General features: G+C 66.0%; 14 protein-coding genes, 1 CRISPR repeat array and 1 riboswitch. Of the genes, 12 read left to right on the forward strand and 2 right to left on the reverse strand.

The genetic code is table 11. The features are described 5' to 3' along the window. Nucleotides 1-388: 388 nt before the first annotated feature. A complete protein-coding gene (locus IAE24_RS25675; protein WP_016449664.1) occupies nucleotides 389-1,303 on the reverse strand; it encodes an inositol monophosphatase family protein in 915 nt (304 codons plus the stop codon). A gap of 216 nt (nucleotides 1,304-1,519) precedes the next feature. Between IAE24_RS25675 and IAE24_RS25680 the strand changes: the two genes are divergently transcribed. From IAE24_RS25680 to cas2, 11 genes are all read left to right on the forward strand, one after another. Further along, a complete protein-coding gene (locus tag IAE24_RS25680; RefSeq protein WP_199961350.1) occupies nucleotides 1,520-2,338 on the forward strand; it encodes an RNA methyltransferase in 819 nt (272 codons plus the stop codon). Nucleotides 2,339-2,373: 35 nt separating this feature from the next. Next, nucleotides 2,374-3,198, forward strand: a complete 825-nt coding sequence (cysE, locus tag IAE24_RS25685) for a serine O-acetyltransferase (RefSeq protein WP_013803521.1) — start codon at nucleotides 2,374-2,376, stop codon at nucleotides 3,196-3,198. A 63-nt stretch (nucleotides 3,199-3,261) separates the two neighbouring features. Then, nucleotides 3,262-3,924, forward strand: a complete 663-nt coding sequence (locus IAE24_RS25690) for a nitroreductase (protein WP_012204232.1) — start codon at nucleotides 3,262-3,264, stop codon at nucleotides 3,922-3,924. A 63-nt stretch (nucleotides 3,925-3,987) separates the two neighbouring features. Next, nucleotides 3,988-4,113: riboswitch (TPP riboswitch) on the forward strand. A gap of 265 nt (nucleotides 4,114-4,378) precedes the next feature. After that, complete coding sequence (gene thiC, locus IAE24_RS25695) at nucleotides 4,379-6,322, forward strand: phosphomethylpyrimidine synthase ThiC (protein WP_199961349.1); 1,944 nt, start codon at nucleotides 4,379-4,381, stop codon at nucleotides 6,320-6,322. Nucleotides 6,323-6,494: 172 nt separating this feature from the next. Next, nucleotides 6,495-8,738, forward strand: coding sequence for a CRISPR-associated helicase Cas3' (cas3, locus tag IAE24_RS25700; RefSeq protein ID WP_199961348.1), 2,244 nt, complete (start codon nucleotides 6,495-6,497; stop codon nucleotides 8,736-8,738). A 41-nt stretch (nucleotides 8,739-8,779) separates the two neighbouring features. Continuing rightward, on the forward strand, nucleotides 8,780-9,454 hold the full coding sequence (gene cas5c, locus IAE24_RS25705; protein WP_043792880.1) for a type I-C CRISPR-associated protein Cas5c: 675 nt from the start codon (nucleotides 8,780-8,782) through the stop codon (nucleotides 9,452-9,454). Beyond that, nucleotides 9,451-11,283, forward strand: coding sequence for a type I-C CRISPR-associated protein Cas8c/Csd1 (gene cas8c, locus IAE24_RS25710; protein ID WP_199961347.1), 1,833 nt, complete (start codon nucleotides 9,451-9,453; stop codon nucleotides 11,281-11,283). The genes cas5c and cas8c overlap by 4 nt, the downstream gene beginning before the upstream one ends. Beyond that, nucleotides 11,280-12,161, forward strand: coding sequence for a type I-C CRISPR-associated protein Cas7/Csd2 (gene cas7c, locus IAE24_RS25715; RefSeq protein WP_034391368.1), 882 nt, complete (start codon nucleotides 11,280-11,282; stop codon nucleotides 12,159-12,161). The genes cas8c and cas7c overlap by 4 nt, the downstream gene beginning before the upstream one ends. Before the next feature lie 27 nt (nucleotides 12,162-12,188). Continuing rightward, a complete protein-coding gene (cas4, locus tag IAE24_RS25720; RefSeq protein WP_199961346.1) occupies nucleotides 12,189-12,845 on the forward strand; it encodes a CRISPR-associated protein Cas4 in 657 nt (218 codons plus the stop codon). Further along, complete coding sequence (gene cas1c / locus IAE24_RS25725) at nucleotides 12,830-13,870, forward strand: type I-C CRISPR-associated endonuclease Cas1c (RefSeq protein WP_199961345.1); 1,041 nt, start codon at nucleotides 12,830-12,832, stop codon at nucleotides 13,868-13,870. Before cas4 ends, cas1c begins: the two co-directional genes overlap by 16 nt. A 104-nt stretch (nucleotides 13,871-13,974) precedes the next feature. Beyond that, the gene (gene cas2, locus IAE24_RS25730; protein WP_016453846.1) at nucleotides 13,975-14,265 is read left to right on the forward strand and encodes a CRISPR-associated endonuclease Cas2; all 291 of its coding nucleotides are present in this window, start codon (nucleotides 13,975-13,977) and stop codon (nucleotides 14,263-14,265) included. A 183-nt stretch (nucleotides 14,266-14,448) separates the two neighbouring features. Next, a CRISPR array of direct repeats spans nucleotides 14,449-22,217; the repeat unit is 32 nt; unit sequence GTCGCGCCCCGTGCGGGCGCGTGGATTGAAAC. A 49-nt stretch (nucleotides 22,218-22,266) separates the two neighbouring features. Here cas2 and IAE24_RS25735 read toward each other — a convergent pair. Next, entirely contained in the window at nucleotides 22,267-23,067 is an 801-nt protein-coding gene (locus IAE24_RS25735) for an IclR family transcriptional regulator (protein ID WP_097203029.1), read from the reverse strand. Nucleotides 23,068-23,345: 278 nt separating this feature from the next. Here IAE24_RS25735 and IAE24_RS25740 point away from each other — a divergent pair, with 278 nt between their 5' ends. Beyond that, on the forward strand, nucleotides 23,346-24,350 hold the full coding sequence (locus IAE24_RS25740) for a sugar ABC transporter substrate-binding protein (protein WP_442778748.1): 1,005 nt from the start codon (nucleotides 23,346-23,348) through the stop codon (nucleotides 24,348-24,350). Nucleotides 24,351-24,363: the final 13 nt, after the last annotated feature.

Genomic DNA, 24,363 nt, shown 5'->3' on the forward strand with positions numbered 1-24,363 from the left:
TGGCCCTCACCCCTCCCGTATGCCCACGCCTGCGTCGGGCCGCCTGCGGGGTTGCAGTCCTGCCGCAGGACAGGACTGCCTCGTCATCTGACTCGCCGTGATGTTTGAGTGAAGCGCGCAGCGCGCAACGAGTTTCACGGCGAACCCCGCAGGCGGCCCGGCGCAGGTTGCCCGCAGCGAAGCGAAGGGACGTGGACATTCGGGTCGTCTTTCTTTGGCCTACGTTTCTTTGACGAATCAAAGAAAGGTAGGTCGGCCGCCGGGCCGAGACCCGGCCTCGAAAAGCAACCCCCCGGCAGGGTCAAAAACAAAGTACCCAAATCCAAAGGCCCAATGAAAAACAGCCCCTTGAAGGAGCTGTTTTAAAGAGAGATAGGAGAAGCCGAAATCAGGCCTCAGGCTGCTGCTCAGACTCAGCAGTTTCAGCATCAGCGACGGGAGCCGCCTCTCCAGAATCAGACAGCGCCTGCCGCACACCAGCCTTCTCCCCAGCCGAAGCAAACTTGCTGTACTTGCCAACGATGCCGACCAGCGCACCATAGATGCGCGGATTGCCCGCCAGGCATTCCTTCTGCTCCAGGAAATCGGCCTCGCCCGTGAAGTTGCCGACCAGACCGCCGGCCTCGGTCACCAGCAGACTGCCGGCGGCCACGTCCCAGATCTGCAGGCCGCTTTCGAAGAAGCCATCGGCAAAGCCGGCTGCCACGTAGGCCAGGTCCAGCGCGGCGGCGCCGGGGCGGCGCACGCCTGCGGTTTCCTGCATCACGTCGCCCAGCATGTTCATGTACTGCTTGAAGTTGTCGCCACGGCGGAAGGGGAAGCCGGTGGAGATCAGGCTGTCCTTGAGCTGGATGCGCTTGGACACGCGGATGCGGCGGTCATTCAGGTAGGCGCCGCGGCCGCGCGTGGCCGTGAACAGGTCGTTGCGCGAGGGGTCGTACACCACGGCGTGCTCCACCTTGCCCTTGAAGGACAGGGCAATGCTCACGCAGTACACGGGGAAGCCGTGGATGAAGTTGGTGGTGCCGTCCAGCGGATCGATGATCCAGACGTAGTCGGAGTTCTTGGCGCCGAACTCGTTGCCCGATTCCTCGGCCAGGATGCCGTGGCCCGGATAGGCGCCCAGCAGCGTCTCGATGATGGCCTGCTCGGCCGCCTTGTCCACCTCGGTCACAAAGTCGTTGACCTGCTTTTGTGCGACACGCACGGATTCCACGTCAAGAGCCGCGCGGTTGATGATGGCGCCGGCGGCGCGTGCGGCCTTGATGGCCACGTTGAGCATGGGATGCAGGTTGGTCGACATAGATTGTGAGGCGTTGGCGGAGCAGCGGCTGTGCAAGGAGAGGACGGTCCTCTCTGGCAAAAGCAGGCTGTTTGACGCGGGTAAGAACGGAAAAAGCCGCGTCCGGCGATGCGGGGCGGCGACAATAGCGCGCAATTTTACCCGCCTTGTCCGTTTTGTGCTGCGCAACCTGTCCCGTCTTGGGGGCTCTGCCGGCGCCGGCAGGCCAGCGACGCCATGAAAACCCGATTCGTACTGATAGAAACCAGCCACGCCGGCAATGTGGGCGCCGCCGCCCGCGCCCTGAAGACCATGGGCTTTGACGACCTGGTGCTGGTGCGCCCGCGCTGGCCCAACGTGCTGCGCAAGGAAGAGACCATCCAGCGGGCCAGCGGCGCGCTGGACGTGCTGGGCAATGCGCGCGTGGTCGAGACGCTGGAGGAGGCGCTGGACGGCATCAGCCACCTGTGCGCCACGGCCATGACGCCGCGCGACTTCGGCCCGCCCACGCGCACGCCGCGCCAGCATTTCGAGCTGCTGCTCAGCGGGGCGCTGGATGTGCCGGCTGCGCCCGATGTGCCCGATGAAGCGGCGGCGCCTGCCGATGCATCCGTGTCGGCACAGGCTCCCACGCCGCGCTGCAACCAGTCGGGCGTGGCCTTCCTCTTCGGCTGCGAGCGCTTCGGCATGAGCAACGACGATGTCTACCGCAGCGATGTGGCGCTGTCGATTCCGTCCAATCCGCAGTTCGGCTCGCTGAACCTGGGGGCGGCCATCCAGGTGGTGGCTTACGAGTGGCGCCAGGCGCTGGGCGGCTTTCCCGTGGTGGAGCACACGCCTGCGCCGCAGCGTGCCGACGCGGCCCAGGTGGCCGGCATGCTGGGCCATTGGGAGCAGGCGCTGGCGCATATCGGCTTTCTGGATCCGGCCGCGCCCAAGAAGCTGATGCCGCGCCTCAACCAGCTTTTCAACCGCTCGCAACTGACCGCCGAGGAAATCCACATCCTGCGCGGTGTTGCGAAAGCCATGCTGCAGAGCACCCCACCGAAACGCTAGACTGAGCGGTCTTGTCAACAATAACCAGCCCCTAGATGCTTGACCGCCTGCGCTCCGATATCCAGTGCATCCTCGACCGCGACCCTGCGGCACGCAGCACCTGGGAGGTCATCACCTGTTATCCGGGTCTGCATGCGATCTGGCTGCAGCGCCCGGCGCACTGGTGCTGGAACCATGGCCTCAAGTGGCTGGGGCGCTTCATCTCGCACATCGGCCGCTGGCTCACCGGCATCGAGATCCACCCTGGCGCCGTCATCGGCGAGCGCGTCTTCATAGACCACGGCATGGGCGTCGTCATCGGCGAGACGGCCGTGGTCGGCGACGGCTGCACCATCTACCACGGCGTGACCCTGGGCGGCACCTCGCTGTACAAGGGCGCCAAGCGCCATCCCACGCTGGGCCGCGACGTGGTGGTCAGCGCGGGCGCCAAGGTGCTGGGCGGCTTCGAGGTGGGCGACGGTGCCAAGATCGGCAGCAATGCCGTGGTCATCAAGCCCGTGCCCGCAGGCGCTACGGCCGTGGGCATTCCGGCGCGCATCATCGCCAGCAAGAACGGCCACAGCGCCGATGTGACCGAGCACGACCTGGCATCTGCCAAGGCCGAGTCCATCAAGGTCCCGGCCTCTGCCGCGCCCCAGCCATTCACGGCCTACGGCATCACCCAGGAAATGGACCCCGTGGCCCAGGCCATGCGTGGCCTGAGCGATGGCGCGGCCGCGCATGAGCAGCAGATCGCGCTGCTGTGGGAGGCGATTGCCAAGCTCTCGGCCGGCAGCAAGGTGGGCGACTGCGTGCCCTGCGAGTCCGAGCGCCCGCAGGCGTTCCAGAAGGACAAGATCGACCAGATCATGGGCAAGTAGGCCTGCAGAAGATCACCAAAGATCCCCCAAGATCCCCCAAGAAGACCGGAGACTCCGACCAGCATGAACGTTGAACAGGCCTTGCATGCGCGCCGCTCCGTGCGCGCCTTCCTGCCCCAGTCGCCCGATGCGGCCCTGGTGCGCTCCCTGATGGAACAGTCGGCACAAGCGGCCTCGGGCGGCAACCTGCAGCCCTGGCGCGTGCTGGCGCTGACGGGAGAGCCGCTGCAGCAGCTGCTCACCGCCGTTGCCGAAGCCGAGCCCCAGGACGCCCAGCCCGGCCTGTCCTACCCGCCCAACCTCTGGGAGCCCTACCGCAGCCGGCGCTTTGCCAATGGCGAGGAGCTGTACCAGTCGCTGGGCATTCCGCGTGACGACAAGCCCGCGCGGCTGGAGCAGCTGGCGCGCAACGGCCAGTTCTTCGGCGCGCCCGTGGGCCTGATCGTGGCGGTGGACGAGCGCATGGGCCTGCCGCAGTGGGTGGACCTGGGCATCTACCTGCAGTCCTTCATGCTGCTGGCCTGCGCCAATGGCCTGGCCACCTGCGCCCAGGGCTTCTGGCGCCGCTACAACGACGCCGTGACCCAGGCGCTGGCGCTGCCCGAGGGCTACCACGTGGCCTTCGGCATTGCGCTGGGCTACGAGGACAAGGATGCCCCCATCAACGGCTGGCGCGCCACGCGCGCACCGGTGGCCGAATGGGCACAGATGCGCGGCTTCGACTGAGCAGGGCCTTCAGGCCCCTGGGCAAACCCGCAGGGCAAGGGCGCCTTGCCATCCCCTATACTGCGCTCTGCTCCGGGGTGTGCTGATGCACTGAGATGCCAACCGGTCCATGCGCTGCATGGACCAGGCGGCGAACCCGACGAACTTGATCCGGTTGATACCGGCGGAAGAAGAGCGGGACCCTGAAGCGGGGCCGAAGTCAGAGGATGGAAGTCCGCCACGGCGGATACACGCAGGGCCGCAACGGCCAGGCAGGCCACCATCCGATGCGCATCGACCCTTGCCAACCAAGGCTGCTCGTGCGCCTTGGCGTGCGTGGCAACCAGGGGCCAAGGCCATACGGCCCTGGCAGGCCCACACTGGCATAGCCCGGTGCGCGGCCTTTGGCACAGCCCAAGGAGTGTCCGGTTCCCGGAGCGTTGTTGATCGACGCTTTGAACGCAAGGAACCCGACATGAACGCTCCCGATTCCATCTTCACCCCCGCAGCCGGCGAAGCTCCAGACGCACAGCGTTTTTCCGACCTGCTGGCGCAGTCGCGCAAGCCGTTCCCGGCCTCCACCAAGAGCTATCTGCAAGGCAGCCTGCATGCCGGCCTCAACGTGCCCGTGCGCGATATCCAGCTGACCAATGGCGAGCAGGTCAGCGTCTATGACACCTCGGGCCCCTACACCGATCCGGCCGTGGCCATCGACGTGCGCAGCGGCCTGCCGGGCGTGCGCAATGCCTGGATCGAGTCGCGCGGCGACAGCGAGTACTACGCCGGCCGCCTGCGCCAGGCACTGGACGACGGCGGCAAGCGCGGCGAGGAGGACGAGCGCGTGGCCCGCCTGCGGGCCGAGGCCGCATCACTGCAGCGCCAGCCGCGCCGCGCGAAAAGCGGCGGAAACGTCACCCAGATGCACTACGCGCGCAAGGGCATCATCACGCCCGAGATGGAATACGTGGCCCTGCGCGAGAACGGCCGCCGCGAATGGATGGCCGAGTACCAGCAGGACGCCGCGCGCGAGGCGCGCCTGGCCGGCAACGGCCTGGGCGCCGCCATCCCCAAGATCATCACGCCCGAATTCGTGCGCGACGAAGTGGCGCGCGGCCGCGCCATCATCCCGGCCAACATCAACCACCCCGAGATCGAGCCCATGGCCATCGGGCGCAACTTCAAGGTCAAGATCAACGCCAACATCGGCAACTCGGCCGTCACCTCCAGCATCGAGGAAGAGGTCGAGAAGCTGGTCTGGGCCATCCGCTGGGGTGCGGACAACGTGATGGACCTGTCCACCGGCAAGAACATCCACACCACGCGCGACTGGATCATCCGCAACTCGCCCGTGCCCATCGGCACCGTGCCCATCTACCAGGCGCTGGAGAAAGTGGGCGGCATTGCCGAGGACCTGACCTGGCCCATCTTCCGCGACACGCTGATCGAGCAGGCCGAGCAGGGCGTGGACTACTTCACCATCCACGCCGGCGTGCGCCTGGCCTACATCCACCTCACGGCCCAGCGCCGCACGGGCATCGTCTCGCGCGGGGGCTCCATCATGGCCAAGTGGTGCATGGCCCACCACCGCGAGAGCTTCCTGTACGAGCACTTCGAGGACATCTGCGACATCATGAAGCAGTACGACGTCAGCTTCTCGCTGGGCGACGGCCTGCGCCCCGGCAGCGCCTCGGACGCCAATGACGAGGCCCAGTTCGCCGAACTCAAGACCCTGGGCGAGCTGACCCAGCTGGCCTGGAAGCACGACGTGCAGACCATGATCGAAGGCCCCGGCCACGTGCCCATGCACATGATCCAGGCCAACATGACCGAGCAGCTCAAGCACTGCCACGAGGCGCCGTTCTACACCCTGGGCCCGCTGACCATCGACATCGCCCCCGGCTACGACCACATCGCCAGCGCCATCGGCGCGGCCATGATCGGCTGGTTCGGCACCGCCATGCTGTGCTACGTCACGCCCAAGGAACACCTGGGCCTGCCCGACCGCGACGACGTCAAGCAGGGCATCATCGCGTACAAGATCGCCGCCCACGCCGCCGACGTCGCCAAGGGCCACCCGGGCGCCCGCGCCCGCGACGACGCGCTGAGCCAGGCCCGCTTCGACTTCCGCTGGCAGGACCAGTTCAACCTGGGCCTGGACCCCGACACCGCCCAGGCCTACCACGACGAAACCCTGCCCAAGGACAGCGCCAAGGTGGCGCACTTCTGCTCCATGTGCGGCCCCAAGTTCTGCTCCATGAAGATCACCCAGGAAGTGCGCGAATTCGCCGCTGCCAAGGGCGTTGCCGAGCAGGAAGGCATTGCCGCCGGAATGCAGGCCAAGGCCGAGGAATTCAACCGCGCGGGCGGGGAGTTCTATATCCCCATCGTGGCGGCCAGCAGCGATACGACGGCGCGTTGAAATCCGCTGACTCCTGATCGGGAATGCGCCATGTAGGCTGATATTTCCCCTATAGTCGATCCAGCCTTGGACTGGTCAAATAAACACCGCAGGCGCTTTGGTGCCTGCGGTGTTTTTTCTTAGGACTATTCCTGTTTTACCGAGAAATAGACGGAAGAATCTGAATTGTCTTATGGGTGACTTCTTTGCGCATTCCACAGCCAATGCTTCAAGGGCCGATTGGCAATCCCTGCCGGATCACCTGAAGGGTGTGGGCACACTGGCTCGACAGTTCGCACAGGCCTTCGGTGCCGGTGAGCTGGCTGAGATACAGGGCTGGCTGCATGACCTGGGCAAGTACACCGAGCCCTACCAACTTCGGCTGCAAGGCGGCGCACTGCGCGTGGACCACTCCACCTGGGGCGCGCGCATTGCAGCCAGGCACTATCCCGGAATAGGCCATTTGCTGGCCTATGGCATTGCCGGGCACCATGCGGGATTGGCCAATGGAGATGGACAAGGGGAAAGATCCGCATTGCGCCAGCGGCTTGATGACGGGTACGAATTGCCGGCGCTGGATTCCGCCTGGAAGCGCGACATCGCATTGCCCGCCAAGCTGCCAATGGTCGATCTCAAGCCTTGTGACGGCAAACGCAAGAATTTCCAGTTGGCATTTTTCACACGCATGATGTTTTCATGCTTGGTCGATGCCGATTTTCTCGATACGGAGCGCTTTTATCTGAAGACGGAAAGCCTTCCCGATCATCGCAGCGCGGGTAAGCCGGTGCCCAGCCTGCAGGCCTTGCGCGAGCAACTCGACCACCACTTGGCAGGTTTGCCAACGGGGGGTGACGTCAACCCCATCCGCTCAGGCATCCTGCAGCATGTGCGTGCGCAGGCGGAACTGGCGCCGGGGCTGTTTTCCCTGACGGTGCCCACGGGTGGGGGCAAGACGCTGGCCTCGCTGGCCTTCGCACTGGACCACGCCATACGCCATGGCCTGCGTCGCGTGATCTTCGTGATTCCGTTCACCAGCATCGTCGAGCAGAACGCCGCCGTATTTCGCAGGGCCCTGGGCCCGCTGGGCGACGCCGCCGTGCTGGAGCACCACAGCGCTTTCGTGCAGACCGAGCCGCCGCGCGACGACCCCGAAAAATACCAGGCGGAAAAGAAGCTGCAGCTGGCCATGGAGAACTGGGATGCGCCCATCATCGTCACCACGGCCGTGCAGTTCTTCGAAAGCCTGTTTGCCGCCCGGCCATCGCAATGCCGCAAGCTGCACCGCATCGCGGGCAGCGTGGTCGTGCTGGACGAGGCCCAGACCATGCCCCTCAAGCTGCTGAGGCCCTGCGTGGCGGCCATCGACGAACTGGCGCGCAACTACCGCGCGAGCGTGGTGCTGTGCACCGCGACCCAGCCTGCACTGGTGGCGCCCGATTTCGAGGGCGGCCTGAACGAAGTGCGGGAACTGGCGCCCGACCCGGACCGGCTGTTCACGCAACTGGAGCGCGTGCGCGTGCGACACCTGGGCGTGCTGGACGATGAGGCGCTGGCCGGACACATGCGCTCGCGCGAACAGGTGCTGTGCATCGTCAACAACCGCCGCCATGCGCGGGCCGTCTACCAGGCCATGGCCGATCTGCCCGGCGCACGCCATCTGACCACGCTGATGTGCGCAAGGCACCGCAGCGAGGTGCTGGCCGAAGTGCGGCAGATGCTCAAGGAAGGCAAACCCTGCCGGCTGGTATCGACGAGCCTGATCGAGGCCGGCGTCGATGTGGACTTTCCCACCGTGCTGCGTGCCGAGGCGGGCCTGGACTCCATCGCCCAGGCCGCTGGCCGCTGCAACCGTGAGGGACGGCGCGCCAGGGATACCAGCGAGGTGCTTGTGTTTCTGCCGGGCAATCCGGATTGGGCACCGCCACCTGAACTCAAGCAGTACGCGGAGAAGGCGCGAGAAGTGCTCAGGCAGTTCGAGGCGCAGCCTCTGGCCCCCGAGGCCATCCAGCGCTACTTCTCGCTGCTTTACTGGCAAAAGGGCTCGCAGGCCCTGGATGTGCCGGATCTACTGGGGCAACTGACGGCAAGCCGCTTCGACAGCCTGCCGATGGAAACCCTGGCGGCGAAGTTCCGGCTTATCGAAAGCGTGCAGATGCCGGTGATCGTGCCGTATGACGACAAGGCCAGGGACGCGCTGCGGGCGTTGGAGCATGCGCAAGGCAGCGTGGGCTTGGCGCGCAGCCTGCAGCCCTATCTGGTGCAACTGCCGCGACAAGGCTTTGATGCGCTGCGCAAGGCCGGGGCCGTGGTGTCGGTGGCTGAGAGCAAATGGGGTGATCAATTCATGGTGCTGGCGCACGAGGGCTTGTACGACCCGCGCCATGGCATCCATTGGGATGAGCCCGCGCTGATCCAGACCGAGCATTTGTGCTGGTAGCGCAGGCAACGGTGTCTTGCCGCTGAAGGAGAGGAGAGGGCATGGGATTTGGAGTGAAACTGAAGGTCTGGGGTGAGCGCGCCTGCTTCACCAGACCCGAGATGAAGGGTGAGCGCGTCAGCTACGACGTCATCACGCCTTCGGCCGCGCGCGGCATTCTGGAGGCCATCCACTGGAAGCCGGCTATACGTTGGAGCGTAGACCGCATCCACGTTCTGAAGCCGATCCGCTTTGAATCGATACGGCGCAACGAGGTCGGCAGCAAGATCTCTCCGGCCAGTGTGTCCAAGGCGATGAAGGCCGGCTCCACGGAAGGCTTGGTCACGCATGTGGACCAGGATCGTCAGCAGCGCGCAGCCACGGTGCTGCGCGACGTGGCCTATGTGATCGAGGCGCATTTCGAGCTCACGCCCAAGGCCGGCGCCGACGACTCGGTGGGCAAGCACCTGGACATCTTCAACCGCCGAGCGCGCAAGGGCCAGTGCTTTCAAATGCCCTGCCTGGGCGTGCGCGAGTTTCCGGCGGACTTCGGCCTGCTCGAAGACGGCGAGGCATTGCCCACGCCGCACGAAAGCCTGCTGCCCGAGCGGGACCTGGGCTGGATGCTGCATGACATCGACTTTGCCAACGGCATGGCCCCGCGCTTTTTCCGCGCCAGCATGGCCGGTGGTGTGATCGCCGTGCCGCCCTGGCACAGCGAGGAGCTCAAGTCATGATCCTGCAGGCGCTTGCCACCTACTACCAGCGGCTGCTGGAACGCCGTGAGGAGGGCCTGGCGCCCTTTGGCTACAGCCCCGAGAAGATCAGCTACGAGATCCTGCTGTCCGCCGATGGCCGTGTGGTGCAGGTCAACGACATCCGGGACACCACGGGCAAGAAGCCGCTGCCGTGCGTGATGAACGTGCCCCAGCCGGAGAAAAGAACGGTGGGCATCAAGTCCAACTTCCTCTGGGACAAGACCAGCTATGTGCTGGGTGTGAGCGCCACCAGCAAGCGCGCGGACAAGGAGCATGAAGCCTTCAAGGCCTTGCACCGCGAGCATCTGGCCGGCACGCAGGATGCGGGCCTGAAGGCCTTGCTGGGCTTTTTCGACGCCTGGACGCCGCAGCAATTCGAAGCGGCCCATTTCACCCCGGACATGCTCGATGCCAACATGGTGTTCCGCATGGATGGCGAGAAGGCCTATCTGCACGAACGCCCGGCCGCTCAGGCCCTGCGTGCCCGGCTGCTCGCCAGCGACGACGGTGGACAAAGCGGTCAGGAATCGGTGGCGACCTGCCTTGTGAGCGGTGAAAGCCTGCCCGTGGCGCGCCTGCACCCGGTCATCAAGGGCGTCAGTGGTGCCCAGAGCTCCGGCGCCTCCATCGTCTCCTTCAACCAGGAGTCATTCACTTCCTACGGCAAAAGCCAGGGCGACAACGCACCTGTCTCGGAGCAGGCCGCCTTTGCCTACACCACCGTGCTCAACCACCTGCTGCGGCGCGGCGAGCATAACCGCCAGCGCCTGCAGATCGGTGATACCAGCATCGTCTTCTGGGCCGAGGCCGCAGATGGCCAGGAGGCCGAACAAGCCGTACGGGCCGAGTCGCTGTTGGCCGACCTGCTCGATGACCGTCCCTCGGACGACCAGGAGGCCGCGCGCATCCGCATCGAACTGGAAAAGGTGCAGAAAGGCCGGCCGCTCAGCGACATCGATCCCAGGCTTGAGGAAGACACGCGCATGTACGTGCTGGGCCTGGCGCCCAATGCCTCGCGCATCTCCATCCGTTTCTGGGAGGTCGGCACGCTGGGCCTGTTTGCGCGCCGCCTGGCGGAGCATGCCCATGATTTCGCGCTGGAGCCACGGCCCTGGAAGACGGCCCCGTCGGCCTACCGCGTGGTCTTGGCCACGGCACCGCACCGTGAGGGCAGCGCGCCCAAGATGGATGACGCCATGAGCAATCTCGTGGGGGAGTTCATGCGCGCCGTGCTCACCGGCCGCCCCTATCCACGCAGCCTGCTGGCCAACGTGCTGATGCGCATGCGCAGCGACGGCCATCTGTCGGGGCTGCGCGTGGGTATCTGCAAAGGCATTCTGGCGCGTGAGCGCCGCCTCGGAATCAACAGTGACAAGGAGGAGATCCCCGTGAGTCTGGACAAGGAATCCACCAACGCGGCCTACCGGCTGGGCCGCCTTTTCGCCGTGCTGGAAAGCGCGCAGCGCCAGGCGTTGGGCGGGCAGGTCAACGCGACCATCCGCGACCGCTACTACGGCGCCGCCTCGGCCACGCCGGCATCGGTATTTCCCATGCTGCTGCGCAATGCGCAAAACCATCTGGGGCGCCTGCGCAAGGACAGGCCGGGCGCTGCCGTGGGCCTGGAAAAGGACATCGGCGAGATTGTCGGCGGCCTCACCGACAGCTTCCCCCGCAGCCTGCGCATCGAAGACCAGGGCCGTTTCGCCATCGGCTACTACCACCAGTCGCAAAGCCGTTTCAGCAAATCGGTTGCCAACGACGACAGCAACGATTCCACAGAAGACACCTCCGAGGAAGCCTCCGCATGACCGCCATCGCCCACCGCTACGAATTCGTCTACCTGTTCGACATCACCAATGGCAATCCCAATGGCGATCCCGATGCCGGCAACCTGCCGCGCCTGGACCCCGAGACCAATCGAGGCCTGGTCACCGATGTCTGCCTCAAGCGCAAGATCCGCAACTTCGTGAGCCTGGACAAGGACGATGCACCGGGCCATGCGATCTACATGCAGGAAAAGGCCATCCTGAACCACCAGCATCGCAAGGCCTACGAGGCCATCGGCATCAAGCCCGAAGACAAGAAACTGCCCAAGGACGAAGCCAAGGCCCGCGAGATCACGGCCTGGATGTGCGCCAACTTCTTCGACATCCGCACCTTCGGCGCTGTCATGACCACGGGCGTCAATGCCGGCCAGGTGCGCGGACCCATACAGATGGCCTTCGCCACCTCCATCGACCCCGTGGTGCCGCTGGAAATCTCCATCACGCGCATGGCCGTCACCACGGAAAAAGAGGCCGAAGCGCAGAGTGGCGACAACCGCACCATGGGCCGCAAGCACATCATTCCCTACGGCCTGTACCGTGCCCATGGCTTCATCTCGGCCAAGCTGGCCGAGCGCACCGGGTTTTCCAACGAGGACCTGGACCTGTTCTGGCGCGCGCTGATCAACATGTTCGAGCATGACCGCTCCGCCGCACGCGGCGAGATGGCGGCGCGCAAACTCATCGTCTTCGAACATGAAAGCGCCATGGGCAACGCGCCTGCGCATGTGCTGTTTGACGCCGTCAAGGTGGAGTCCGCACAGCCGGCCGATGCGGGCGCTCCCCGGCGCTTTGCTGACTACCGTGTGCACATCGACACTGCGGCCGTGCCTTCGGGCGTGACCCTGCGGGAACTGATCTGAGACGGGTGGCAAAGCCGCCGACGCACCATGAGCGAAGACGACGCCATTGCCCTGTCGGCATTGCAGCACTACTTGTACTGCCCAAGGCAATGCGCCCTCATCCATGTCGAGCAGCTGTGGGCCGAAAGCCGGCATACGGCTGAAGGCCGGCTGCTGCACGAAAAGGCCGACAAGCCCAAGGCGGAGCGGCGCAAGGGTGTGCGCACTGTCACGGCCATGCCGCTGGCCGAGACGCGCCTGGGCATCACCGGCATTGCCGACGTGGTGGAGTTCCACCAGGGCCGACAGGGCGAGCGAGCGTTTCCCGTGGAATACAAGCGCGGCCGGCCCAAGGCCCACCGTGCCGATGAAGTCCAGCTCTGCGCGCAGGCGCTGTGCCTGGAGTCCATGCTGGGCCAGCCGGTAGAGGCGGGCGCCCTTTACTACGGCGAGGCCCGCAGGCGCACCGATGTGCGCTTCGACGACGAACTGCGCCAGCTCACCTGCGGCACCATTGCCGCGGTGCGCTCCATGCTGGACTCGGGCACCACGCCAACGGCGCGCTACAGCCCCCGGCTGTGCGATGCCTGTTCGCTGCTGGACCTGTGCCAGCCCAGGCTGTTGGGGCGCACCCAGAGTGTCAATGCCTGGCTGTCAGCGCAATGGGGCCAGCAGATGGAAGAAGGTCCATGCGACGGCAACTGAACACCCTGTACGTGACCACCGAAGGCGCCTGGCTGCGCAAGGACGGTGCCAACATCGTAATGGAGGTCGAGCAGCGCGAGCGTGCCCGGCTGCCGGTGCACATGCTCGAGAGCCTGGTCTGCTTCGGGCGCGTGCTGGTGTCTCCACCGCTGATGGGCTATTGCGCCGAGCAGGGCATCTGCACCAGCTTTCTCACGCCCAACGGGCGCTTTCTTGCGCGGGTGGAGGGGCCTGTTTCCGGTAACGTGCTGCTGCGCCGTCAGCAGTACCGGGTCAGCGATGATCCGGACCGTTGCGCCGCCATCGTCCACAACATCCTGCTGGGCAAGCTGCACAACCAGCGCGCGGTCCTGGGCCGGGCACTGCGTGACCACGGCGACAAGCTGGAGCCCGAAGCCGAGGCAGCACTGACGCACGCCTACAGGCGCCTGGGGCGCATTGCGGAAAAACTGCCCGGAGAAACCAGCCTGGACATGCTGCGCGGCTACGAGGGCGAGGCGGCGCAGGCCTATTTCGGCGTGTTCGACATGCTCATTCGCGTGGACAGCCCCGCCATGCGCTTTCAGGGGCGCAGCCGGCGTCCGCCGCGCGACGCGGTCAATGCCTTGCTGTCCTTTCTCTACACCCTCGTCACGCACGACTGCCGCTCAGCACTCGAAAGCGTGGGCCTGGACCCCGCCGTGGGCTTCCTGCACCGTGACAGGCCCGGGCGCCCCAGCCTGGCGCTGGACCTGCTGGAGGAATTTCGCCCCCTGCTGGCGGACCGGCTGGCACTGTCGCTGATCAACCGCAAACAGCTGGGTGAGCGCGACTTCCAGATCATGGACAACGGCGCGGTCCTGCTGACCGAAGCATCACGCAAGACCGTGCTGACCGCCTACCAGGAGCGCAAGCGCGAAGAACTGCGCCACGCCTTCATCGAAGAAAAAGCCGCCATCGGACTGTTCCCCTTCATCCAGGCGCAAATGCTGGCCCGCCACCTGCGCGGTGATCTCGATGCCTATCCGCCATTCCTTTGGAAATGAAACATGGCCCCCACGCTCTCTTTGTTGCGCAAGGTCCGCTGCCCCCCCGAGGGAGCCGCTTTTTTATCTTGGGGCAGCCCGGCGATGAGAAATGAGGTGTGCCGATGATGGTCCTGGTGAGCTATGACGTCCGTACCCAGGACCCGGATGGTGCCCGCCGCCTGCGGCGCATCGCCAAGGCCTGCCGGGACTTCGGCCAGCGCGCGCAATACTCCGTCTTCGAAATAGAAGTGGACGCCGCGCAATGGGTCGCCCTCAAGGCGCGGCTGATGCAAATCATCGACCCCGCCCAGGACAGCCTCAGGTTCTACTACCTGGGCCAACACTGGCGCAGCAAGGTCGAACACATAGGCGCAAAGCCCGTGCTGGACCTCGACGCCCCCCTCGTCTTCTGAGCCTCCGCGCGAACCCCAAGTGACCGCCGCCTGCCCTTGAGGTTCGCAGCCGCGCAAGCTGTTGTTTTCAAAAGGGGGTGGGCGAGCGAATGGCTGAACGCCGATCCTGCAGCATGACAGCGCCGTATGGTTCGCGGAAGCCTGGCTTTTTTCATAGCGGTGAAATTGCTCTATAAGTACCCCGTCGCGCCCCGTGCGGGCGCGTGGATTGAAACCACTTGGTTTCGAGGTGTTCCATGCTATGGAGCGAGTCGCGCCCCGTGCGGGCGCGTGGATTGAAACCTCCCGAGAATCTGGGTGCTTTTCTGGACCTGCCAGTCGCGCCCCGTGCGGGCGCGTGGATTGAAACTCGCATTCGCTTTTGTCGTCTTTATCATCCTTGGGGTCGCGCCCCGTGCGGGCGCGTGGATTGAAACTTCCAACGGGCAGCCGCCCAACCTACCACCCAGGGTCGCGCCCCGTGCGGGCGCGTGGATTGAAACTGCGCAGCCATGGCGGCGGTGGTGCGCTCCATGTCGTCGCGCCCCGTGCGGGCGCGTGGATTGAAACATGAAAACGATACCGGCAGCAACACGCGCAGCCGTCGCGCCCCGTGCGGGCGCGTGGATTGAAACGCTCTCCAGTGTAGCCAGCAGCCACTTGCCGTAGGTCGCGCCCCGTGCGGGCGCGTGGATTGAAACTTTGCCGGTGGCGCGAACATCGACTACGCGCTCAAGTCGCGCCCCGTGCGGGCGCGTGGATTGAAACAGCTCCTGCTTGATCGGCGTGAGGTGCCGCTGCAGGTCGCGCCCCGTGCGGGCGCGTGGATTGAAACAGTGAGACTGCGGATACCAGCACCCACAGTCTTGGTCGCGCCCCGTGCGGGCGCGTGGATTGAAACATTGGTATGCGGCCAATGGAGGGGCGATTGTATGTGGTCGCGCCCCGTGCGGGCGCGTGGATTGAAACCCCGCGCCGACATTGCGGATGTGCCACTCCCCGTGTCGCGCCCCGTGCGGGCGCGTGGATTGAAACATCAGGCCCCAGATGACGACACCAGCGGCCATGGTCGCGCCCCGTGCGGGCGCGTGGATTGAAACCGCAGCCATGGCGCCAGTGGCAGCAGTGGCCAGGAGTCGCGCCCCGTGCGGGCGCGTGGATTGAAACTGGGCCAGCCTGGCCAAGTTCGACCAGTTCGGGCGTCGCGCCCCGTGCGGGCGCGTGGATTGAAACTCCTGTCCTGCCTGCACGTGCCTTCCTGCCTGCCGTCGCGCCCCGTGCGGGCGCGTGGATTGAAACATGCAGAGGGTGCGCACAGCGTTATGTGCGCTCGTCGCGCCCCGTGCGGGCGCGTGGATTGAAACGCATTGCCGAGGTCCAGCATGCGCGCGCTGGCAGCGTCGCGCCCCGTGCGGGCGCGTGGATTGAAACGCTCCGGTGCCAACTGTTGAGACCCTGTTCCCCACGTCGCGCCCCGTGCGGGCGCGTGGATTGAAACATCGCGCGCAGGGCGCCCGTGTCGCCAACCGGTGGTCGCGCCCCGTGCGGGCGCGTGGATTGAAACCGTAACGCTGTTGTGTGGACCGAATCCGCGCTGCGTCGCGCCCCGTGCGGGCGCGTGGATTGAAACACCACGGCAGGGCCCTTCATGACCAGGGCGATGCGTCGCGCCCCGTGCGGGCGCGTGGATTGAAACTGCAACATGGCGACGTGGCGGCAGCTGGGGTGTCGCGCCCCGTGCGGGCGCGTGGATTGAAACCCCCAGCTATCGAGCTGGGTCTTGTTGGCTCGCCGTCGCGCCCCGTGCGGGCGCGTGGATTGAAACCCGCGATTGTCGCTGGTGCCATCAGCACGGCACGTCGCGCCCCGTGCGGGCGCGTGGATTGAAACCCGGTGTGCCTGGTTTGTCGCTGCCGTGTCGTTGGTCGCGCCCCGTGCGGGCGCGTGGATTGAAACGTCATCGAAGACCTGGGCAAGGCCGTGCTGATCGTCGCGCCCCGTGCGGGCGCGTGGATTGAAACACCGACAAGCAGGGGCCAGTGGTTGTCCAGATCCGGGTCGCGCCCCGTGCGGGCGCGTGGATTGAAACGCCGTGCGATGGAGAAGGCCGGAACCTTGGGCAGTCGCGCCCCGTGCGGGCGCGTGGATTGAAACGCCTTGCGCTCCGCGATCACAGCAGCCGAGGGCGTCGCGCCCCGTGCGGGCGCGTGGATTGAAACAGATGCTCCTTTATGCCGCCGATGCCGTGCCGCTGGTCGCGCCCCGTGCGGGCGCGTGGATTGAAACACCGCTACGGGCCTTTTTCATTGGCCTGCGGGCGTCGCGCCCCGTGCGGGCGCGTGGATTGAAACTCCGTGAAGTTCGGCCTTGACCCGGACCTGCAGCGTCGCGCCCCGTGCGGGCGCGTGGATTGAAACGACAGGAGTTCACACGCGATGCCGCCATGCTGGGCGTCGCGCCCCGTGCGGGCGCGTGGATTGAAACGCAAATCCGCACTGCATATGTGCGCAGCAAAGCGTCGCGCCCCGTGCGGGCGCGTGGATTGAAACAGCGCGTCCATTTCGTCCATCTTTCGGATTGCCCAGTCGCGCCCCGTGCGGGCGCGTGGATTGAAACAGTGAGCAGCGCATCGACCTTGGCACGGGTCTCCGTCGCGCCCCGTGCGGGCGCGTGGATTGAAACTTCCTTGGCCGAGCTTTCGCACGCCCGCGCCAGCGTCGCGCCCCGTGCGGGCGCGTGGATTGAAACCACTCCTTCACCGCGTGAGCGTTGGGAAGCCAGTGTCGCGCCCCGTGCGGGCGCGTGGATTGAAACTGCCCTGGTGGCATCGCGCACGACTGCTGCGCATGGTCGCGCCCCGTGCGGGCGCGTGGATTGAAACATCTATCCCTAGCCCGCTGCACGCTCCGTCGCGTGTCGCGCCCCGTGCGGGCGCGTGGATTGAAACGGCTGAGGAGCTTGCGGAGCTGCAGCGTCAGCGCGTCGCGCCCCGTGCGGGCGCGTGGATTGAAACAACCCCAGCACGAACGGGATCTCGGCATTGGCGTGTCGCGCCCCGTGCGGGCGCGTGGATTGAAACGTTTGCAGGCACCGCATTATTCCCGGTCGCGCCCGGTCGCGCCCCGTGCGGGCGCGTGGATTGAAACGCATTGGGCATCCTCCATAGGGTTCAGCGGCACGTCGCGCCCCGTGCGGGCGCGTGGATTGAAACTTCCCACTGGACACGCCCGTGCTCGTCACAGACGTCGCGCCCCGTGCGGGCGCGTGGATTGAAACTGGCAGCTCGGCCACGTCGCGCGCGCTCAAGACCGTCGCGCCCCGTGCGGGCGCGTGGATTGAAACCCGCTGATCCCGCAAAGGAGGCCACCCCATGCCCGTCGCGCCCCGTGCGGGCGCGTGGATTGAAACGGCGGCCTCGATGTGGGCAGGAATGATGATGGCGTCGCGCCCCGTGCGGGCGCGTGGATTGAAACGGCGGCAATCGCTCCACTGTCGGGGCGATAGGCGGTCGCGCCCCGTGCGGGCGCGTGGATTGAAACGTCGCCATCGTCGGCCAGCCACTTGTCGCGGATGGTCGCGCCCCGTGCGGGCGCGTGGATTGAAACCAGACCACCAGGGTATCGCCCTGCACAAGACTGGGTCGCGCCCCGTGCGGGCGCGTGGATTGAAACACATTTCAAGTGCTCGGCGCGGTGGCTCAGTTGGAGGTCGCGCCCCGTGCGGGCGCGTGGATTGAAACAGCTCGCCACGGTAGTCGCAGTCGATGATGCCCAGTCGCGCCCCGTGCGGGCGCGTGGATTGAAACTGCGCATCCCACGCATTGAATTCCGTGGGAACATAGTCGCGCCCCGTGCGGGCGCGTGGATTGAAACTACGAGTGCTGCGTGCTCAACGAGTGCGGCCGCCTGGTCGCGCCCCGTGCGGGCGCGTGGATTGAAACAATCCCGCGTGCAGGCACTGCAACGGCCAGGGCGTCGCGCCCCGTGCGGGCGCGTGGATTGAAACGTCCAGGCGCACCAGGAACCCGGCGTTGAGCGTCTGTCGCGCCCCGTGCGGGCGCGTGGATTGAAACATCGAAATCCTGACCACCGTGGTGCGTGAGATTGTCGCGCCCCGTGCGGGCGCGTGGATTGAAACTCCGACGTCGTCGACCTGCGATACCGCAGCTGCAGTCGCGCCCCGTGCGGGCGCGTGGATTGAAACATCCCGCGCCTGAACGCCACCGTCCTGCCCGACGTCGCGCCCCGTGCGGGCGCGTGGATTGAAACCCCCAGCGTGCCCAGCGGGCGCACACCGGCTCGTAGTCGCGCCCCGTGCGGGCGCGTGGATTGAAACCACTCAGACACGCGAGATGAGGGGACTCCTCGTGTCGCGCCCCGTGCGGGCGCGTGGATTGAAACGCAGACGGTGAGAAGTGGTCAAACCGGTGGACTAAGTCGCGCCCCGTGCGGGCGCGTGGATTGAAACTTCGATGCCATGTCAATTACAAGCGGTGGCATTGGTCGCGCCCCGTGCGGGCGCGTGGATTGAAACGCTTGGTGTCGCACGTCGCCGCGGAGCGTGTGCGTCGCGCCCCGTGCGGGCGCGTGGATTGAAACGTTTGATTCCCGGGACAAATACTGTTGCGCCGCGTCGCGCCCCGTGCGGGCGCGTGGATTGAAACGATTTCATGGTCCCAGGGCAGGAAGAGCTGGCAGGTCGCGCCCCGTGCGGGCGCGTGGATTGAAACTTTAGACCAGCCGCTCAGGTGATCTGCAAAAGCGGTCGCGCCCCGTGCGGGCGCGTGGATTGAAACAATGCCTCTGATCACGGGGGCAATGTGCATTAATGGTCGCGCCCCGTGCGGGCGCGTGGATTGAAACTCTCGATATGTGAGGGTCAACAGGGTGTCGACACGTCGCGCCCCGTGCGGGCGCGTGGATTGAAACAGGTGCCCCCATTGGGACTGGTGGTGGATCCGGGGTCGCGCCCCGTGCGGGCGCGTGGATTGAAACCTACGCGTTAATACAAACACATTCGCCGGTATTGCGTCGCGCCCCGTGCGGGCGCGTGGATTGAAACGTCGTCGCGGTGTGGCGCGCGCTTGTCGTGCCAGGTCGCGCCCCGTGCGGGCGCGTGGATTGAAACTACATCATCGTCGCGGCCCCGAGCGGCAGCCGCGTCGCGCCCCGTGCGGGCGCGTGGATTGAAACGATGAACCCAACTGGGAGACAGGGAAGAATGTGTGTCGCGCCCCGTGCGGGCGCGTGGATTGAAACGTCTTGGTGCTGGTCTTGAAGACCCCAAGCACCACGTCGCGCCCCGTGCGGGCGCGTGGATTGAAACGCCCATGGCGCCCCAGGACGAGGCCCAGGCCCGGTCGCGCCCCGTGCGGGCGCGTGGATTGAAACGTTTCTGGCCTGCGGGCCGCAAGGAGGCCTCATGGTCGCGCCCCGTGCGGGCGCGTGGATTGAAACGTCTGGATCCCGGTTGCCGCCGAGACCAGACTCGTCGCGCCCCGTGCGGGCGCGTGGATTGAAACTACGCAAACGCGGACTTCGGACCGGCTGACAGGTCGCGCCCCGTGCGGGCGCGTGGATTGAAACGGGTGCTCGATGACGCCACCCCAGTTGCGCACAGGTCGCGCCCCGTGCGGGCGCGTGGATTGAAACAGCGTCTTGACGCTGCCCGTCTTGGTGCCCGCCAGTCGCGCCCCGTGCGGGCGCGTGGATTGAAACCGAGTCTTCCCGGCATCAATGACGTTGCCGGATACGTCGCGCCCCGTGCGGGCGCGTGGATTGAAACTGCTGCCCGACCGTGTGGGCTGGGGAGGCTAAAGATGTCGCGCCCCGTGCGGGCGCGTGGATTGAAACTTACGGTAGCTTGTCTGTGCTGCACATGACGTCGCGCCCCGTGCGGGCGCGTGGATTGAAACGGAGAGTGGGTGCTCCAGCGTGCTGACCTTCGCAGTCGCGCCCCGTGCGGGCGCGTGGATTGAAACAAAAAATATCCAAGTGCCACCAAAGTCGAATGCCGTCGCGCCCCGTGCGGGCGCGTGGATTGAAACTCTTCTTCCGGGGCCACGACATGCGATCCCACGGTGTCGCGCCCCGTGCGGGCGCGTGGATTGAAACCAGCGGCACCGATGCGGACGCCATCCGCGCCGATGTCGCGCCCCGTGCGGGCGCGTGGATTGAAACTCCAGGAACGGGCCGAGCGATGCGATGATCTTTTGGTCGCGCCCCGTGCGGGCGCGTGGATTGAAACGACTTCTCGATCAGCACCCTGTATTACGTCCCGGTCGCGCCCCGTGCGGGCGCGTGGATTGAACCCTCCATGGACTTGGTCATGCGCTCGCGGATGACGTCGCGCCCCGTGCGGGCGCGTGGATTGAAACACCTGGGCCCTGGCTGTCACGTCCAATGGCCTGGTCGCGCCCCGTGCGGGCGCGTGGATTGAAACGTGCACGGCGCGGCGGTAGTGCAAGAGCTTGGCGTCGCGCCCCGTGCGGGCGCGTGGATTGAAACATATACACGCGAACAGGATATTGGGATGCGTTTATGTCGCGCCCCGTGCGGGCGCGTGGATTGAAACGGATCGAGGTCCCAGATGATGTGTGGGCTGCGCGAGTCGCGCCCCGTGCGGGCGCGTGGATTGAAACTTCTTCACAGCGTTCCTCCAGCAGAAGCGGCAAGTCGCGCCCCGTGCGGGCGCGTGGATTGAAACATCCTTGCGCAGGGTGAAGTCGATCATTGGCGCCCGGTCGCGCCCCGTGCGGGCGCGTGGATTGAAACAGCTTGCACGCGATCTTGTGGGGCTGGTCCAGGGTCGCGCCCCGTGCGGGCGCGTGGATTGAAACTTCGGAGGGAGGGCTGACGCATGAAGATCGGTGTCGTCGCGCCCCGTGCGGGCGCGTGGATTGAAACCTCGCTTTCGCGGGCGCTGCCGGCAAGTCCATTGCTGTCGCGCCCCGTGCGGGCGCGTGGATTGAAACCGCAGGCAGTGCTTGCATGTCACCTTGTCCTTGTGTCGCGCCCCGTGCGGGCGCGTGGATTGAAACTGAACAGGCCCGATACCTGCTCAAGTGCGTCGCCAGTCGCGCCCCGTGCGGGCGCGTGGATTGAAACACCCGCTTTCCCGTCGAATATCAGGCGGGCCTCATGTCGCGCCCCGTGCGGGCGCGTGGATTGAAACAACGAGAGGACCACCCGAGACAGGACGAAGGCCAGTCGCGCCCCGTGCGGGCGCGTGGATTGAAACCCCGCCTCGTATCTCATGGCGTTGTCCCCCAGAAGTCGCGCCCCGTGCGGGCGCGTGGATTGAAACCGTGCATGCCCCAGCCGGGGCGTGCGTTGCTGACGAGTCGCGCCCCGTGCGGGCGCGTGGATTGAAACTGCCTGCTGGCCTGGGCCAAGCGGCACGAGCAGGTCGCGCCCCGTGCGGGCGCGTGGATTGAAACTTCCGCATCAGCCGCTGGCAGCTGCAGGTCGGGCGTCGCGCCCCGTGCGGGCGCGTGGATTGAAACAGCATGACCCCTGCAGGCATGCAGAAGTGGTTGGTCGCGCCCCGTGCGGGCGCGTGGATTGAAACTTCAGGGGTGTATCGACGCGTAGGGTTAGCATCACGTCGCGCCCCGTGCGGGCGCGTGGATTGAAACAAGGAATGGGTCCGTCGCATGAAACGTGCGCTCGGCGTCGCGCCCGGTGCGGGCGCGTGGATTGAAACATGGGGCAGGGGGCCTGGATGAGCCTGGCCGTGGGTCGCGCCCCGTGCGGGCGCGTGGATTGAAACGATAAGGAGGCCTGTGCCTTCGGGCTGGAGCGCCTGGTCGCGCCCCGTACGGGCGCGTGGATTGAAACAAGCAGGAGAGGGAGGTTGCCAACGACTGGCATTCGTCGCGCCCCGTGCGGGCGCGTGGATTGAAACCGCGCCAGCCAGGGCATCACCAAGGCCCTGACGCTCGTCGCGCCCCGTGCGGCCGCGTGGATTGAAACCCCTGCCGCCACAGCAAGCGCCCCACGCATTTGAAACGAAGCGCCTGACTCATTCCTCGCCGCGCAGACCGCTATTGAGAGAGAGCCCACCCACTGCCTGCAGCAGGTACCCGCGTGCCTCATCCAGCGAGGGACCTGCATGCCCATCGATCCGCCGGATATAGGGAGATGTGAGCACAGCCATGGCATTGCCATCAGGCCCGAGGATGGGGCAGGAGATGTCCACCACGCCATAGGACTGCAGGCTTTCGCTCTGCCTGTAGCCCGTGCTGCGTATCTGTTCCAGCATGTCGTGCAGCTGTGCCTCGGGCAGATGTACCTCGCCTTCCAAAGGCGTGTGCTCGGCCAGCATCTGCGTGCGGCGTTCGGGTGTCTGGCAGGCCAGCAGCACATGGCCTGACCCGGTGTCCAGCAGCCCGACGCGTGCGCCCAGCCTGATTGACAGGCCCCAGTTCCCGGGGCCGGGGACCTGGGCCACGATCAGGACATTGCCACGGTCGTAGAGGCCCAGGTGGCAGGACTGCTCGGCCTGCCGCGCATAGGCATCCATGACGGGCAGCGCCTGGGTCACGAGGCGGTTGACGGGCGGGTGGCGGTGCGCCAGCGCGAACATCTTGAGGCTGAGCGCATGGCGGTCGCCACCGGCCGAGCGCATCACGTATTGCCGGGCCACCAGCCGCTCGAGCATGCGATAGATCTCACTGGGGCCCCGGCCCAGTTCCTTGACGATCTCGGCCCGCGTCAGTCCATCGGGGTGCTCGGCCAGCAGCTCCAGGATGTCCAGCCCCTTGTCCAGTGCCGGCGCGCGGTAGCGCTCGCTGTCTTCTGCGTTGTCCAGTGCTTTGCTCATGCGTGCAGATCTTACGTTCGGGATAGGACTGATCCTGTTTTGGAGGATGCCTTGCGCATCGGGGCAATGCTCTGGGTAAACCATAGGTGCCGAGTTTTAATTTATTCATAAATAATAAATTCATGGATGAATGATTTTGCCGAACCAAGGCATTTTGGTCATAGGCAAGAGGCGATCCCGTCACACCGCCGCACCGCCGGAGTCCCGGCACACATGAGGAGGCCAGTTCCATGGCAGCACTGCATGGCGTTTCCCAGGCTCCGGCCAAACGGGTCGGCATGGCTTGGCGGTTCTCAGCCGCTGTTGCGGCGCTGGCATGCGCGGGGGCAGCGCTGGCGGTGGAGCCCGGCCCGGCGCAGGGCAGGATCGGGGTCAACCTGCCACTGCTGACCTCGCCGTTCTGGCAGGCCTACAACGGCTACCTCCCGCAAATGGCGAAGGCCCTCGGGGTCGACATCCTGGCGCCGGTGAACTCCAACCAGGACCCGGCCCAGCAGATCACCGACGTGGCCAATCTGATCAACCTCGGCGCCAAGGGGTTGGTGGTGGCGCCATTGGATTCGGCAGCCATTGGTCGAGCGCTCGCCTTGGCCGAGCAGGGGAAGATTCCTGTGGTGGCGGTGGACGTGGCGCCTACCCGGGGCAAGGTGGCGATGGTGGTGCGTGCCGACAACCGCGCCTATGGCACGCGGTCCTGCCAGTACCTGGGAGCGCAGGTGAAGGCGGGCAAGGTGGTGCAGATCATGGGGGACCTGGCATCGGTCAACGGCCGTGATCGGGCCGAGGCTTTTCGCAGTTGCATGAAGGATTTCCCGGCGCTGCAGGTGCTGGAGATTCCCGCGGCCTGGAAGTCCGATGCCGCCGCTGCCGCGCTCGACGGCCTGCTGTCCGCGCATCCGGACCTGAAGGGCATCTACATGCACGCAGGCGGCGTCTATCTGGCGCCCACGCTGCAGACGCTGCGGCGCAGGGGGCTGCTGCATCCGGCCGGCGATCCGCGGCACATCGTGGTGATCAGCAACGACGGCATCGCCCAGGAGCTGGATGCCATCCGCAAGGGCGAGATCGACGCCACCATCTCGCAGCCCGCCGATCTTTACGCAAAGTACGGCCTGTACTACATCAAGGCAGCGCTGGCCGGGCAGTCGTTCAAGCCCGGGCCCACCCCGCATGGCAGCCGCATCGTGGAGGTGGCTCCGGGCATTCTGGAGGACCAGTTGCCCGCGCCCGTCGTGACGCGCGACAACGTGGATGACAAGTCGCTGTGGGCCAACCAGCCATGACGATGCGCCCCGG

The sequence above is a fragment of the Delftia sp. S65 genome (genome assembly GCF_016516495.1).
GTDB lineage: Bacteria > Pseudomonadota > Gammaproteobacteria > Burkholderiales > Burkholderiaceae_C > Comamonas > Comamonas acidovorans.